Origin of the sequence: Marisediminitalea alba (assembly GCF_002993365.1) — a bacterium.
GTDB lineage: Bacteria > Pseudomonadota > Gammaproteobacteria > Enterobacterales > Alteromonadaceae > Alteromonas > Alteromonas alba.
This window is the reverse complement of the sequence record NZ_PVNP01000213.1, coordinates 1-15,576: the sequence shown is the minus strand read 5'-3', so window position 1 is coordinate 15,576 and position 15,576 is coordinate 1. Positions and strand designations below refer to the sequence as shown.

10 protein-coding genes are annotated in these 15,576 nt (G+C 49.7%); 3 read left to right on the top strand and 7 right to left on the bottom strand.

Going from position 1 to position 15,576, the window contains the following annotated elements; translation table 11 throughout:
- Window positions 1-319: 319 nt before the first annotated feature.
- On the bottom strand, window positions 320-1,765 hold the full coding sequence (locus C6Y40_RS23320) for a glyceraldehyde-3-phosphate dehydrogenase (RefSeq protein WP_105936788.1): 1,446 nt from the start codon (window positions 1,763-1,765) through the stop codon (window positions 320-322).
- A gap of 205 nt (window positions 1,766-1,970) precedes the next feature.
- Between C6Y40_RS23320 and C6Y40_RS23315 the strand changes: the two genes are divergently transcribed.
- Window positions 1,971-2,783, top strand: a complete 813-nt coding sequence (locus C6Y40_RS23315; protein ID WP_170308573.1) for a DUF2989 domain-containing protein — start codon at window positions 1,971-1,973, stop codon at window positions 2,781-2,783.
- Window positions 2,784-2,919: 136 nt separating this feature from the next.
- On the opposite strand, the gene msrB is transcribed toward C6Y40_RS23315, so the two are convergent.
- The 5 genes from msrB to malQ form a co-directional block, all read right to left on the bottom strand.
- On the bottom strand, window positions 2,920-3,300 hold the full coding sequence (msrB, locus tag C6Y40_RS23310) for a peptide-methionine (R)-S-oxide reductase MsrB (RefSeq protein WP_105936786.1): 381 nt from the start codon (window positions 3,298-3,300) through the stop codon (window positions 2,920-2,922).
- Between the two features lie 30 nt (window positions 3,301-3,330).
- The gene (gene gndA / locus C6Y40_RS23305; RefSeq protein WP_105936785.1) at window positions 3,331-4,872 is read right to left on the bottom strand and encodes an NADP-dependent phosphogluconate dehydrogenase; all 1,542 of its coding nucleotides are present in this window, start codon (window positions 4,870-4,872) and stop codon (window positions 3,331-3,333) included.
- Between the two features lie 438 nt (window positions 4,873-5,310).
- Entirely contained in the window at window positions 5,311-7,392 is a 2,082-nt protein-coding gene (gene glgX / locus C6Y40_RS23300) for a glycogen debranching protein GlgX (RefSeq protein ID WP_105936784.1), read from the bottom strand.
- Between the two features lie 2 nt (window positions 7,393-7,394).
- Entirely contained in the window at window positions 7,395-9,581 is a 2,187-nt protein-coding gene (gene glgB / locus C6Y40_RS23295) for a 1,4-alpha-glucan branching protein GlgB (protein ID WP_105936783.1), read from the bottom strand.
- 52 nt (window positions 9,582-9,633) lie between these two features.
- Window positions 9,634-11,844: a 4-alpha-glucanotransferase gene (malQ, locus tag C6Y40_RS23290; RefSeq protein ID WP_105936782.1), complete on the bottom strand. Its 2,211-nt coding sequence runs from the start codon at window positions 11,842-11,844 to the stop codon at window positions 9,634-9,636.
- 232 nt (window positions 11,845-12,076) lie between these two features.
- On the opposite strand from malQ, the gene gap reads away from it, so the two are divergent.
- Both gap and C6Y40_RS23280 read left to right on the top strand, forming a co-directional pair.
- Window positions 12,077-13,072, top strand: coding sequence for a type I glyceraldehyde-3-phosphate dehydrogenase (gene gap / locus C6Y40_RS23285; RefSeq protein ID WP_105936781.1), 996 nt, complete (start codon window positions 12,077-12,079; stop codon window positions 13,070-13,072).
- Between the two features lie 263 nt (window positions 13,073-13,335).
- The gene (locus C6Y40_RS23280) at window positions 13,336-14,181 is read left to right on the top strand and encodes a D-hexose-6-phosphate mutarotase (RefSeq protein WP_105936780.1); all 846 of its coding nucleotides are present in this window, start codon (window positions 13,336-13,338) and stop codon (window positions 14,179-14,181) included.
- Between the two features lie 284 nt (window positions 14,182-14,465).
- On the opposite strand, the gene C6Y40_RS23275 is transcribed toward C6Y40_RS23280, so the two are convergent.
- Window positions 14,466-15,503 (bottom strand): IS110 family RNA-guided transposase, encoded by a 1,038-nt coding sequence (locus C6Y40_RS23275; protein ID WP_105933382.1) that lies wholly within the window; start codon window positions 15,501-15,503, stop codon window positions 14,466-14,468.
- Window positions 15,504-15,576 lie beyond the last annotated feature (73 nt).

Genomic DNA, 15,576 nt, shown 5'->3' with positions numbered 1-15,576 from the left:
CTTTACGTTGCTGCATTCCGTGCAAGTATTGGGCTTTAGTGATAATCGCCACCTCACCCTGCAGCAACGCCTAAACCGCTTCCTGTTCGTCAGGCCAGCATTTTGCCTTCGGCTTCCTTCAGATTTCACCTCGCGATGAACACCCTTGCCGTTCGGCTAGCACTTCCCCTTGCCGGGTGTGCAGAGGACTTTCACCTCCAAGTCATCGACTCACCACCACAATGAATCGAACAGTGCTTTCGCACTACGCGCCATGCCCGGCGCACGATAAAAAAACGGCACCAGTAAAGGTGCCGTTTAAAGCTTGTACAATTGCGGTTTAGACTGGCAGTGTCGGCACGGTGATACCGGCCATATCCATCGCCACACGCATTACCTGGCAGCTGTAACCAAACTCATTGTCATACCAAACATACAGGGTTAAGCGATTATCCGCGACAATAGTCGCCTGGGAATCGATCACTGACGCTGCACGGGTGCCAACCATGTCGGTAGAAACCACCTCCGTAGAGGCCGTGTAATCAATCTGATGCTGCAAAGACGAAAACAATGCCGTATCGCGCAGGAATTCATTCACTGCCACTTTGTCGGTGGTTTTATCCAGATTCAGGTTCAGAATGGCCATCGATACGTTTGGTGTAGGTACCCGAATCGCATTACCGGTAAGTTTGCCGGCCAGTTTTGGATACGCCTTGGCAACAGCCTTAGCCGCACCGGTTTCGGTGATAACCATGTTCAGCGGTGCACTACGGCCGCGGCGCTCGCCTTTATGATAGTTATCAATCAGGTTCTGGTCATTGGTATAGGAGTGCACCGTTTCTACGTGACCGTTAACAATACCGTACTCTTCATCCAGCGCTTTAAGGACTGGCGTAATAGCATTGGTGGTACAACTTGCTGCCGACACGATAGTGTCAGACTCAGTAATGTCGCTGTTATTCACGCCGTATACAATATTTTTAATATCCCCTTTACCAGGCGCAGTCAGCAGGGCTTTTGAGGTACCTTTGGCTTTAAGGTGCAGGCCCAGACCATCGCGGTCACGCCAGATACCAGTGTTATCAATAACCAGCGCATTGTTAATGCCATACGCTGTGTAATCGATTTCGTCAGGGCTGTTGGCGTAAATCACCTGGATATACGAGCCGTTGGCTTTCAGGGCATTACGCTCGTGGTCGATGGTAATGCTGCCGTTAAACGGCCCATGAACCGAGTCACGACGTAGCAGGCTGGCACGTTTTTCCAGATCGCCGTCACGACCGCCACGCACTACAATTGCGCGCAGGCGCAGTTTATTATTTTGTCCCTGGCGCTCAATCATTAAGCGGGCCAGTAACCGACCTATACGGCCGAAACCATACAGCACAACGTCCTGAGGTTCATGATCATCTGATTTATCGACCACGTCTGCTAACTTATCCTTCAGATATGCGTTCAGGTCGGTTTTGTCGACGGCACTGCCATAATGAAAATCGAAAGCCAGTTTACCAATGTCTATCTGGGCCGGTGCCAGTTGCATGGAGTTGATGGCTTCTAAAATAGGATAGCTCTCGCGCAGGCGTAATTTAATGCCTTCGTGCAGACGGACTTTACGATGAGCTTTGATTACATCAATCGCACTGGCGTTTAACAGTGTGCGACCGTACACAGAGATTTCGATAGACTTGTTACGGTATAATTTACCGATGATCGGTAACATCATTTCTGCGTATTCCTGGCGCTCCTGCCAGCTGGATTGCAATTCTTGCTCAAAGGGTTGGTTCATACTAGTGCCTTCATCAAATAAATCATGTATAAAATTGACGATGTGTACAGGAATATGTGGTTGTACGTCAGAACACTCTCACCGCTTATTCCCGTCGGCGGGTATTCTAAATAATCAAAGAGGTAACTCCAAATTGTTGAAAAGTTTCAGAAAATCGATAAAAACAATAAAGCAGAGGGATTTATTAAGTAATTTTTCCACACTTTTGAGAGGTGTTGTTTATCTTACTTCTGCACTGTTTATCAGCGCCTGTGGTGATTTATTTGCGCCAAGCATTAAAACTATTTGTGAGGATTACCCACATTTTTGTGCCGATTTAAATACCGATGGCTGGTGCCGGGCAGAGCGCTCAGAAATAATTCGTCACCGCTTTAACTTCAAAGATGATGACAGTGACCGGCCTAAGTATGCGTTATTGGTCAACTACGAAAACTACGAGTCCTGCATAGCCAAAGCATCGCAAATCGAATACATCAAATACCGCGATAAGGAATTTGCCCGTAATGAAGCCACGGTTTCCATTAACAAAGCATTAAAGCAACTGCAATGGCAAACCAAGAACTCACCGGACCCTTATATCTCCTATTATCAATGGTCTAGATTTGGCTATGAGGATGCGAGGGGGCGGTTTGTGGCGGCGGCTAAGCAAGGTGTATTCAGTGAGCCGAAGTATTATATCGATCTGGCAAGTATTCTGATTGCTGACGATCCACTGGCAGCCCGCGATGCCCTGTTTATGGCGCTGAGTCAGTATGCCAACGTTGAGCAGGAAATTGACGGTCATATCACCAGTATGCTGATGACACTGTCGATGGACATTGAGAATTACCGTATGGCGTATGTCTGGACCAAAGTAACCAATCATTTTGCCGACAGTATCGATAATAGCCAGCTGGTGGCATTAAGTAGCCAGTACAGCTTGCCGGTAGACATTCTCGACCGGCTCGCCGACGATATTACCGGCGCTATCGAGTCGCGGGAATTTGACGCCCATGCGTTGAAGATTGATCGTCTGTGACAGAAAATTTGAAATTTAATTACAGAAAAAAACTTAAATTTTTTTCAAATAATGGTTATTGCGCTACGAAATAACGGGGAATTTTTTTCAGGAGGCAGACTTAAAGGACTGCTGCCTCCTGAGAACAGATACCAGACTACTCCGGATTGAAATCCAGACTGACAGAATTCACGCAATAACGCTGGCCGGTAGGTGCCGGCCCGTCACTGAATACATGACCCAGGTGGGCATCACAGTTTTTACAGTAAATCTCGGTACGGCGCATGCCATGACTTTCATCAAAGCGATAACCGACGTTGTCGTCTTCACTTTGCGAGAAAAATGACGGCCAGCCACAGCCGGATTCAAACTTTGTGGTATCGTCGAACAGCTTTACGCCACAGCATTTACACACGTAACTGCCGCTACGTGACTCATACAATAAAGTACCAGAGAAAGGCCGTTCAGTGCCAGCGAGGCGGGTAACCCGGTATTCCTCTTCAGTAAGCTTATCGCGCCATTGGTCGTTGTCAGCCATGATTGTCTCCTCGTACTTGCAGATCTGCTACTAAATAAGCTGCAGCGGACGGGATGGATCACTCCATGCAATATGGTATTTCTCTGCCGCCGGCTTATCGGTGCGCGAGAAAGTGTGAGCGCCAAAGAAATCTCTTTGGCCCTGTAACAGGTTGGCCGGTAACACCGCCGTACGGTAAGAGTCGTAATAACTTAGCGCCGACATCATTGCCGGGCAGGCAACGCCCTGCACTGCGCTAAGCGCAACAGTGGCTCGCCAGTCGGCCTGATAAGTGGCGATTTGTTCTGCAAAGAACGGATCCACCAGCAGGTTGGGCAGGTTGATATCGCGGTCGAAAGCATTAGAAATAGACTGCAGGAATACCGCACGAATAATACAACCAGCACGCCAGATTTTGGCAATCTCGGCAAAGTGCAGCGTCCAGCCCTGCTCCTGTGCCGCCGCGTTCATAAGCTGGAAGCCCTGCGCATAAGCACAGATTTTGGAGCAATACAGCGCATGTTCCAGTTGCTTGATTACTGCCTCGCGCTGAGTTTCGCTTACTTCTACCGCTTCTGGCCCGGCCAGAACTTTAGCGGCTTCAACCCGTTCGGATTTAAGCGCAGACAGGCTGCGGGCGAATACTGCCTGAGCAATAGTTTGCGCCGGGCTGCCGGTTTGTAGCGCGCTTACGGCCGTCCACAGACCGGTACCTTTCATCCCCGCTTTATCGAGGATCACATCAACCAGCGGCTGCTGTGTTTGAGGATCCTGCTGGTCGAGCACTTCCGCGCTGATTTCAATTAAGTAGGAGTCCAGCGGCCCCTGATTCCAGCGTCGGAAAACAGCGGCAATTTCGCCAGGCGTCATACCCAGCGCCACGCGCATTATCTGATAAGCCTCACAAATTAGCTGCATATCGGCATATTCAATGCCGTTGTGGACCATTTTAACGTAATGGCCGGCACCATTAGGGCCAATGTAAGCAGCGCAGGGTTCGCCGTGCTTAACCGGCTCTCCAGGCGTGGCTGTCTCAATGGGCTTGCCGGTTTCCGGGTCAACCTTGGCGGCAATAGCTCGTAACATCGGGCCTACACGTTGCCAGGCTTTGTCAGAGCCTGAAGGCATTAATGAAGGGCCAAAACGGGCGCCTACCTCACCGCCGGAAACGGCAGTGGTAAAGAACAGGAACTTCTCTGCAAAGCGTTGTTCTCGCGCTACCGAGTCACTCCACAAACTGTTGCCGGTATCGATGATCACATCTTCACTATCAATGCCCGCGGCAATAAGTTGTTCACACACCATATCCACCGGTTTACCGGCTGGAATAGAAAGTAAAATAACGGCGGGTGAAACCAGTGAACTGCGCAGCGCTTCAAGGGTATGCACGGGTACGATCCGGGTGGAATCGGCACCATTTTCGTTGCGGTCTTGTGCAACAATGGCATCAATGCGTTTAGCGTCTAAATCAAAACACGCTACCTGATAACCATGATCAGCCAGGTTGAGGGCCAGGTTTTTACCCATAACACCTAAACCAATGACACCAATATCACATGAATTATTCGGCTGAGAACCGCCACTATTTTGCATCAAAAAACCCTCTACACTTCGATGGGTGGGCATAATACCATCGACTTACGGAATGAAAAGCACAACCGGCCGATTATCGCTATTTAATACCAATCCGCATAGAACTTTACCCTCTCAGAGTGAGGCAAAACGACTTAGATCACGACGCGTTCTCTGCGGCATAGTTATTCTATGTCCAGAGGGCGCAACACAGATATAAGTCGTTTTGGCCACTCCCTTAGGGCAATGCTGTCAGGCTTTCTGGCGTTGTTACGCTTGCTTGATTTGGAACCACCAAACCTATGCAACCAAGCCTAGCCAGAAAGCCTGACAGTCTTGCTGAGTGGGCAAACTTCTATCTGGATTGGTATAATACCACTCAACAGCCGGCTTTAAACAGATACGGTGAGTATACCAGTGTTTAGCCGTTGACTCCGAATTTCACGCAGGCCGTTTTCGCTAACGAGGGAAATCGGTATACCGGAACAAAGCTAAAGAATGCGCCGCCTGTAAAAACAGGTGCTGGATGCGCAAGCCAGGCTGTTTGGCCGGGTGGCTGTAACGGGTATCCAGTATTAACGACCAGCCGCCCTTAGGTGATTTTAATGGCGTGTTAAATTTAACATCCCGATTGCTGGCGTTAAAACACAACAGCCAGTGCTCACACTTATCGCCGGCTTCCTGATGGCCAATGATTTCTACCGCAAAGGCCTTGTTGCCGCCGGCCTGCCAGTCATCATCCTCTTTGCCTGAACCATCAGGCTTATACCAGTTAACCTCGGAGACATTAGAGTGCAGCTGATAGGCGTCGTCCGGCAGATACATGCGGCTCAATAGTTCAGACTCTTGGCGAATGGCAATTACGTGCTGGCAATAAGCCAGAAAATCCTGTCGGTACTTATCCAGTTCCCAGTCATACCAACTGATTTCATTATCCTGGCAATAGGCATTGTTGTTACCCTGCTGGGTGCGGCTCAGCTCATCACCGCCGAGAATATGCGGCGTGCCCTGAGAAAACAGTAAGGTGGCAAACAGGTTACGTTTTTGCTGAGCCCGCATGGCCAAAATAGCTTTGTCCTGCGTTTCGCCTTCCACGCCGTAATTGGCCGACAGGTTATGGCCATGACCATCGCGATTTTCTTCGCCATTGGCTTCATTGTGCCGTTCGGCATAGCTCACCAGATCGTGCAAGGTGAACCCGTCGTGGTAGGTCACGTTATTTACCGAGGTATTGATAGAACGATACCCTTTATGGAAGACATCCCTTGAGCCCATTAAGCGCGTAGCAAAATCAGCGGTGGTACCTTTATCGCCGCGCCAGAACGCCCTGACGCAGTCACGGAATTTATCGTTACATTCCAGCCAGCGGGCCCCAAAAGTACCCAGTTGATAACCTCCGGGACCGATATCCCAGGGTTCAGCAATCAATACCGCAGACTTTAACACCGGATCCTGATGAATAGCGCGAAGTAATCCGGCAAATACTGAGAATTGCTGTGGATCTCGTCCCAGACAGGCGGCCAGATCAAACCGGAAACCATCTACACCAATTTCGCTCACCCAGTAACGCAACGCATCCATGATAAGGGTCGTCATGATAGGGTGAGCAGAGTACACGGTGTTACCACAACCTGAGTGGTTGCTGTATACCAGTCCGCCTTTCGCGGTTTGCTCCATCAGATATGCCTGATGCGGGAACATGCCTCTGAAGCACAGTACCGGGCCATCTTTACCGCCCTCAGCCGTATGGTTGTAAACCACATCAACGATGACCTCGAGCCCGGCTTTATGATATTCGTCGACCATGGTTTTACACTCTTTTAGCGGATCGCTGTGAGCGTAGCGTGGCTCGGGAGCAAAATAATTGACCGGATTGTAGCCCCAGTAGTTAGTCAGTCCTTTCTCGGTAATGTACGGCTCAGGCATGAATGACGCTAACGGCATAAACTGCACCGAGGTAACTCCCAACGACTTCAGGTGATTGAGCACCACCGGATGGCTGGCGCCAAGATATTTACCCTGCTGCTCAGCCGGAACATCCGGATGGCGCTGCGTGAGCCCTTTGACATGGGCTTCATAGAGTATACGGCGATGCTTCTCAATAACCGGCTTGGGTGGGCGCGCTGCTGACTCCGGCACTGCGACCACCACTCCTTTTGCCACCATAAACTGGCTGTCACCCTGGTACTGGCGGGCATTCCAGTGCATGGGCCGGCTTAGCTGGCGGGCATAGGGGTCGATAAGCAATTTATCGGTGGGCGAATAGTGCAAGCTCTCGCTGCCGCGATCTACGCGGTAACCATATAACATGCCCTCGCCCACACCTTTAATGCGGGCGTGCCATACATCACCGGATTTCGCCGGCATCACAATTTCATCCAGGGTTTCTTCGGTGTCGGCATGAAACAGGCACAGGATAACCGCTCTTGCGTCCGTGCAGGTCACCGCAAAATTACACCCCTCTTCCGTTAGCGTAGCGCCTAATGGAAAAGGACTGCCTAAATCAACTTCCCTGGAGGTAAAATTCCGTGCGCCGCTCAAGGTCACTCCTTGTTAAATACAATAAATAATGTGGCCAGTGGGGGTAAATTCACATTAATTGAATAAGGTTGATGATTCCATGGCACCGGCTCGGCCTCACACTGCTGTGGTGTTGCAGCGCCACTGCCCCAATATACGCTATCATCGGTGTTTAATACCAGCTGGTATTCGCCTGGTTGTTGCACGCCAAGACGGAAGTTTTCCCGCGGTGTTGGGGTCATGTTACTGATCACATAAACCTGCTGTGTGCCATTTAAGCTATGACGTACAAAAGAAAACACGCTTTGTTCGTGGTTATGCAGGTCAATCCAGTCAAATCCGGCGGGCTCGTGGTCTATTTGATGGAGTGCTGGCAATGCTTTGTACAGATGATTTAAATCACGGTACAGTCGCTGAATGCCCTGGTGCTTCTCAAAATCCAGCAAACGCCAGTCGACCGATGCATCGTGATTCCATTCGCTGCTCTGGCCAATCTCGTTGCCCATAAAATTGAGTTTTTTGCCCGGGTGGCCGTACATAAACGCAGCGTAACAGCGGTGGTTGGCCGCCTGTTGCCATTCGTCACCGGGCATTTTACCAATCAGACTGCCTTTACCGTGGACCACTTCATCATGGGAAATCGGTAACACAAAATTCTCGTCGAAGGCATACACCATGCTAAAGGTCATTTCAGAGTGGTGGTAAGTACGATAGGCCGGATCCTTGCTGATATAATGCAGTGAGTCATGCATCCAGCCCATGTTCCACTTAAAGCCAAAGCCCAGCCCGCCATCAAAGACCGGCCGCGACACTTTAGGAAAGCTGGTGGACTCTTCGGCAATGGTCATCGCATGGGGGAAATGCCGATACACTTCTTCGTTCATCCATTTCAGCAGGCTGATCGCCTCGAGGTTTTCATTACCGCCATGCACATTGGGGATCCATTCGCCGTCTTCCCGGGAATAATCGAGATACAACATACTGGCTACCGCGTCGACGCGCAAACCATCAACATGGAAGTGCTCAAGCCAGTACAGGGCGTTAGCAACCAGAAACTGTCTTACCGTATCCTTGCCAAAGTCATAGATACAGGAATTCCAGTCGGGGTGCCAGCCGCGGCGGGGATCAGCATACTCGTAGACATGACTGCCATCAAACCGGGCCAGACCGTGGCCGTCTTCCGGAAAGTGTGCCGGTACCCAGTCGATAATAACGCCAATATCGTTCTGGTGGCAGGTATCCACAAAAAACTTAAAGTCGTCAGGCGAACCAAAGCGACTGGTGGGCGCAAATAAGCCCACCGGCTGGTAGCCCCATGAACCGTCGAACGGAAACTCTGAAACCGGCAGCAACTCAATATGGGTGTAGCCCATTTCAGTAACATAGGCGACCAGTTCTTCGGCCAGCTCGCGATAACTGAGGTAGCGCTGCTCAGGGTTACCCGGTCGCTTCCACGAGCCCAGATGAACCTCATAAACGCTCATCGGAGTCTGGTATTTATTCTGCTTCGCGGCTTTTTCGAGCCACTTTGCGTCCTGCCATTCATAGCGTTCGTGGTCGTAAATCAGTGACGCATGGGAAGGATATTGCTCGGCATAAAAACCCAGCGGATCGGCTTTGTGCGGTAACTGATGACCATTGGCATCCTTAACCTGATACTTATACCGGGTTCCTTCGGTAAGCCCCGGCACAACCAGTACCCAGTAGCCCATATCGGTTTTTTGCATGGGATGGTAACGCCCGTCCCAACTGTTAAAGTCGCCAATCACCGATACCGCCGACGCATTCGGTGCAAACACCGCAAATCTTATGGCCTCGGCGTGAAATCCGTCACGCTCAAGGGTAATACGCTGCGCACCTGCCTGGCGGTACAGGTTTTGCGGCTCGTGATCAATAAAATGCACCGCATGATAGGCTTCGGCCTGAAACTGATACGAGTCGGTGACCAGCGATTCACCCTCATCGGTCGTCACCTTTAACTGATAGGCAGACGAGCTGCTGAGCCCCTCAATGACGCCATTAAACAGGCCGTCACTATTAGCAGGTGCAAGTGACCCGAGAGATTCAGCCGACGCTGCATCGACCACCTCAACCGCCTGCGCGCCGGGTTGCCAGTACTGCACAAAGGTATTCGTGCCATTAAATTGCGGGCCTAACACGGCGAACGGGTGCTGGCAATGTGCCTGGGCTAACTGTCCTTCAAATTGCATTCCTGACTCCTACTTCATCTGCGGCGTTGCGATTAATTTACTGCCTGTCCTGCTAGCGGCCGGTCTTTTGCCGACCGGCCTCCTGACGGCCCGCATCAATACCGGCGGCAAGCGACTGAATATCCTCATCAGCGAAAATACTTTCCAGATTGCGTGAAAGCTTACGTCGCCAGTTTGGATACTCCATAAACGTGCCCGGAATATTGACCGGTTTATCCATTTGCAGCCAGTCTTCAAGCTGCAGGCTCAGTAACGCACTGCTGCCATAGGCCATGTGCGTCTGCAAGGCGAAGTTGAGTTCTCGGCTCATACCCGTGACATTCACATCTCTGCCCACTTCGTTCCCTGCCCGACCATGGCCGTGCAGTGAATTAAGAATTTCCTGCTTATCTTCGTGACGGGAAGCATACAGGGTTTTTAGCACATCGTCGTCGGTATACAAGCCTAATTGCTTACCTAATTCTAAATCCAGGCAATGCCAGTAGCCTATAAGGGTTGGCATATCATGGGTGGTCAGGGTCGACATGCTTTGCTGCGGATAGTGCGCCGGTGAATAAAAGCCACCGTCTTCGGCTTTTTCAAAAAAGAACACCCGGTAAGAATACACGCCGTTATCCGCCAGTACCTGACGAATCTCTTCTGGTACGGTACCGAGGTCTTCGCCTATCACCATTGCCTGATGACGATGACTTTCCAGCGCCAGAATGCCGAGTAAATCTTCCAGCGGGTAATATACATAGCCCCCTTCTTTAGCATGATCCCCCTGACATACCCACCACAGGCGTAATAGCCCCATGGCGTGGTCAATTCGCAGCGCACCGGACGATTGCATATTGCTGGTAAACAAATCAATGATCGGCTGATACGCCTGTTGATACAGGATCTCGGGATCCATGGGTGGCAGACCCCAGTTCTGACCGAGCGGCCCAAGGATATCCGGCGGTGCGCCCACACTGGCAGCGGTGCAATAAAGGTCTTTATTGCCCCAGATTTCCGCACTGCCCTCGCTGACTCCCACTGCCAGGTCGCGATAAATGCCCACCGGCATGCCGGCAGCAATAGCAGCCTGATTGGCTTTTTCGAGCTGTTCTGCTGCCTGCCATTGCAGGAACATGTAAAACTGCACGCGCTTTTTATGCTTTTTAGCAAACTTTGCCACCGCTTCATTATGGAAATCGCGCCAGTTTTCCGGGAATACCGGCCAGCCCCAGGCATCCTTACCATCGTTTTGCAGATATTCCTGCATGGCATCGTAAGTGGCCTGCATTTCAAGGCTCTCACCACCGGCGTTGATGAAGGCCTTAAACTCACGGTTTTGTTTGGTGTTTTTCTTCAGGTAAGCGTTGTAATACTCATCAAACAGGCTGTTTAGTGCAGCCATTTTAAGCTCAGTCACCAGACTGTAGTCGACATACTCCACGCTTCGTGCAGTGTCGAGTCGAGCCTGAAAGTCCTCAGCGTTGACCACCGCCTGCACTGCAGCGCTGTTATATTCTGGTAATGCCGTCACATCTATGTAGAGAAAATTCAGCCAGCGTCGCGATGACGGTCCGTACGGACTGCACGCTTCAGGGTTTGAAGGATACAGGGCATGAATAGGGTTCAGGCCGATAAAGCCGGCGCCCTGCTTGCCTGCTTTAGTGACCAACTGGGCTAAATCAGAAAAATCACCAATGCCCCAGTTATTTTCGCTACGCAGGCAATACAGCTGAACACTCAACCCCCACAATTTTTTACCTGCCTTAATCGCCTCGGGCTGATAACAGGCAGCAGGAGCGACGATATAGCGCATGTCTGCGATTACGGTTTGTGCTTCACACAATGAGATACCGTGGTAGCCGCAGGGCAGTTCCTGTGGAAGTGCTATACTGTATTCATGAAATTCCAGGTCATCAACTACGCCAACATTGAGCAAAGTTTGATCAACTGGTATAACTATAAAGGTATGACTCTCACCTTCTTCGAGATCGATTTTAACGGTGTATTCCGTATTGACCGAAGCCAGTGGCAAGCGCAGGCGAATTTGTTTTTCGTCATCAGTACGCTGCACACAGACCGGATCGAGCAGCTGAGACCATACCGTAGCGATCTCCGTATCGAGCTGTTCAGCTATCACTGATTCGTTACTGATGTCATATCCGAGAGCCTGAAGAAGTTTCGCTTTACTGGTTTCGGAAATTGTCGCTGGGTTACCCCATGCATCAACGTATTGGGTTTCTACGCCCCGCATTTCGACAAGCTTTTGCAAAACCTGATTAGTCATAGTTGTTCCTGTGTGTGAGGTTCGCCTGATAAGCAAACCGGGTGGCATAGGCCATTTAACAATACTCTACATTATTGTTGAAGATGTTCAGACGTAAAATTGAATACGTTTGCATTGGCATTTCTGTAATTTTGCAACAAAATTAGCATAAAGTTTTGCCTTGGGTGTAGTTTTGATCCATACTTTACGTAATTATTTTTCAATCTATTAACTAACGATACAGAGGCATGTTATGACAATTCGCGTCGGGATCAATGGGTTTGGCCGCATCGGACGACTCGTGATGCGTGCTGCACAAAGCAGACAAGACATTGAAATAGTTGGTATTAATGATTTATTGGACCCAGATTACATTGCATACCTATTAAAGTACGATTCAACCCATGGCATCTTCGACGCTGACGTAAGCGTTGATAACGGCCATTTGATCGTTAACGGTAAAAAAATCCGTGTTACCTCAGAAAGAGATCCGGCCCAGTTAAACTGGTCAGAAGTGGATGCCGACGTAGTTGTCGAATCGACCGGTCTGTTCCTGACTAAAGAAACTGCCAGCAAGCACATCGAAGCAGGCGCTAAGAAAGTAGTCATGTCGGCACCTTCAAAAGATGACACACCGATGTTTGTTATGGGTGTAAACCACGACAGCTACGCTGGTGAAAGCATTGTATCTAACGCATCATGCACCACTAACTGTCTGGCACCAGTAGCCAAAGTGCTAAACGATAAGTTTGGCATTGTAGACGGTCTGATGACCACCGTTCACGCAACAACTGCAACCCAGAAAACGGTTGACGGCCCGTCTCAGAAAGACTGGCGTGGTGGCCGTGGTGCCGGTCAGAATATCATTCCTTCATCAACTGGTGCAGCAAAAGCGGTAGGTAAAGTTATCCCTGCTCTTAATGGTAAGTTAACTGGCATGGCGTTCCGCGTACCTACGCCTAACGTATCTGTGGTTGACTTAACTGTAAACCTGGCCAAGCCAACCAGCTACGAAGCTATCTGTGAAGCCATGAAAGCCGCTTCTGAAGGCGAACTGAAAGGCGTTCTGGGTTATACCGAAGATGCCGTAGTATCTAACGACTTTGTTGGCGATGCACGCACCAGCGTATTTGATGCGACTGCAGGTATTGCCCTGACCGACACATTCGTAAAAGTTGTATCCTGGTACGACAACGAATGGGGTTATTCAAACAAGGTACTTGAACTGGTTGCACATATCAGCAAGTAATCCCTTCTGATGATAACGAAAAAGGTGCGATTTTTATCGCACCTTTTTTATTTATCAGGCAAGATAAGCATTGCCGGGCCACCTCAGGATTGTCGTTATCAACGCGTTGCGGTTTGCCTGACTTGCAGACGTATCTAATTCTGCTCATCACCCGTTACACAGCGCGGCCTGAAGTACGTTGAGGTGACACGGAAATCAACAACAATAAATGGCATTAAGTACCGACTTAACTGACCAAAAAACAGGGTCAAGGGATATCACGAATGAATGACCAAACTTATCAGATAGAAGAAAAAGACGGTAATCGCTTCGTTACCGTATCCAACGCATCAGCGAGTTGTCGCATCAGTCTGTTTGGCGGACACGTGCTGTCGTTTATTCCAAGTCATGACAACCGCGACCGCCTTTGGGTCAGCCCGGTAGCCGTTCTTAATGGTGAGCGCCCTATTCGCGGCGGTATTCCGCTTTGCTGGCCCTGGTTCAGCGATGCCCACGGCAAAGCGAAGGGCGAACTGCCCTCCCACGGTTTTCTGCGTACCCAAATGTGGGATATCAGTGAGTTTAACTGCGACGGCACCACCTCAGAAATGGTGCTGACACCGGCCATCACCAAAGGCCCGGGATTCAGTTATGAATGCGCGGTAAAATTACGCCTGAAGATTGCCAGCGAGCTAACCGTCAGCCTGGAAACCACCAGTCTGGAGGAACAACAGGCCTTTACACTAAATTGCGCCCTGCATACTTATTTCGATGTCAATAATATCGCCGACGTGGCGCTGGAAGGCCTGGCGGGTGAATATAAAGACAAGCTGGAAGACTGGGCAGTAAAACCGGCACCAACGCCGTATACTTTCAGTAGCGAAACCGATCGCATCCATCAGGAAGCCCCGAAAACATTAACTATCGTCGCCAATCAGTCGCCTTACATTACCATTGGCTCAGCGGGTCACGATAGTATTGTAGTGTGGAATCCGTGGCAATCCGCAGCCTCGATGAGTGACATGGACGCTTTCGGTTACAAACAAATGCTGTGTGTGGAAACCGCGGTGACTAATGGTATCACCCTTAATCCAGGCGACATTCATACGCTTACCCAGGTGATTGCTTAATCATCCCGGCGCCGACCAACATGATAAACAAGATCGAGTAGGAGGGAGTTTCGCAACTCCCGTCCTCTTATATGGACTCCCTGAAGTAATCAACATCTTTTGAAAAATTAGTAGTAGATGCGCTCTTATATACGGGCTTTAAATGGAGAGCTACTCCTGCCCTTCGATGTATACGCACCAACAGTTCAATTCTCACACACAGTGTTTAGTCACTTGAGAGGACTGGCTGAATTCTGCTGGTTGGTCTTACCATTTATTTTCGCAATTTGTTGATTTACTAACTCTTAGGCTGCTAACAGTATCGGATTGTAATCGTCATTATTCTTTATTAGAGCAACAGCGGTTCTCACCGTTTTATTTGCTAACGCGATGGCAGCAACCTTCTTTCCCCTTCGGTCAACTAACGCCTTCAGCCACTGCTCTTTCACAGTCTTAGGCTCTCTGGATACTGCTTTATTCACTACCGACATTGCTCCCTGATAGAGCAAACTTCGCAATCTTTTATCTGCACAGTTTTTAGAAATATGTCCCAATCGCTCTTTACCGCCGGTCGAATGCTGCTTCGGTGTCAAACCTATGCATGCTGATGCATCCCGGCCTGTATTGAACTCTGTCGCATTTCCCAATCGAACGGTTAACCCCAAAGCAATCAAAGGGCCTACGCCTTCGAGTTTACTTAATTTCTGGCAAACAGGATTATGCCGCGTGTGTTCTGCTATGAGCCTGTCATAACTTTCTATTTGAGTCGTATAGAGTTGTAACATTTGTGACTGCGCAGCCAAAGCCTGACGATAATTCATCGGCAAGCCGTTTTCTGCATCTTCTAAAATGTCAGGCAGCGCAGTGACTAAATGATTTAACCCCTTTGCTATCACAATCCCGAATTCCGTCAACAGTCCTCGTATCTGGTTTGCCAACGCCGTCCTTTGCTCCAACTGCAGCATTCGCACCCGCTCCAGGGCCTGAAGACCCTGTTCATCTTCCTCCATGATGCCACAAGAGTTTATATGAGGTAATTGAGCCGCAATACCGATAGCGTAGGCGTCATTTTTATCTGTTTTTTGCTTTAATTGCAGCCCTTTTACTGCGCGAGGCTGAATGATTTTTACTTGATGACCATGCCGCCTCGCTAAACGCGCCCAGTAATTCGAGCCACCACAGGCTTCCATTGCCACTAACGCTGACACATGGTTTCCCAGAAGTGCTATCAATGCTTTACGACTCATTGCTTTGTTATAATCAATTTTTCCGTCACTGTTGAACTTGCAAACCTGAAAGGAATGCTTTGCAAGGTCAATTGCAATAATTGTATTCTTAATCATGTATGGACCCCTTTGGCTAATTTGACAATTAAGACCGTACCCCTTTCAGGGAAGGGAGTCCATACATCTCACA

Excerpts from the sequence above, each read along its gene's own strand:
- C6Y40_RS23320 (WP_105936788.1), bottom strand. The coding sequence starts at position 1,765 with ATGAACCAACCCTTTGAGCAAGAATTGCAATCCAGCTGGCAGGAGCGC.
- msrB (WP_105936786.1), bottom strand. The coding sequence starts at position 3,300 with ATGGCTGACAACGACCAATGGCGCGATAAGCTTACTGAAGAGGAATAC.
- gndA (WP_105936785.1), bottom strand. The coding sequence starts at position 4,872 with ATGCAAAATAGTGGCGGTTCTCAGCCGAATAATTCATGTGATATTGGT.
- glgB (WP_105936783.1), bottom strand. The coding sequence starts at position 9,581 with ATGCAATTTGAAGGACAGTTAGCCCAGGCACATTGCCAGCACCCGTTC.
- malQ (WP_105936782.1), bottom strand. The coding sequence starts at position 11,844 with ATGACTAATCAGGTTTTGCAAAAGCTTGTCGAAATGCGGGGCGTAGAA.
- gap (WP_105936781.1), top strand. The coding sequence starts at position 12,077 with ATGACAATTCGCGTCGGGATCAATGGGTTTGGCCGCATCGGACGACTC.
- C6Y40_RS23280 (WP_105936780.1), top strand. The coding sequence starts at position 13,336 with ATGAATGACCAAACTTATCAGATAGAAGAAAAAGACGGTAATCGCTTC.
- C6Y40_RS23275 (WP_105933382.1), bottom strand. The coding sequence starts at position 15,503 with ATGATTAAGAATACAATTATTGCAATTGACCTTGCAAAGCATTCCTTT.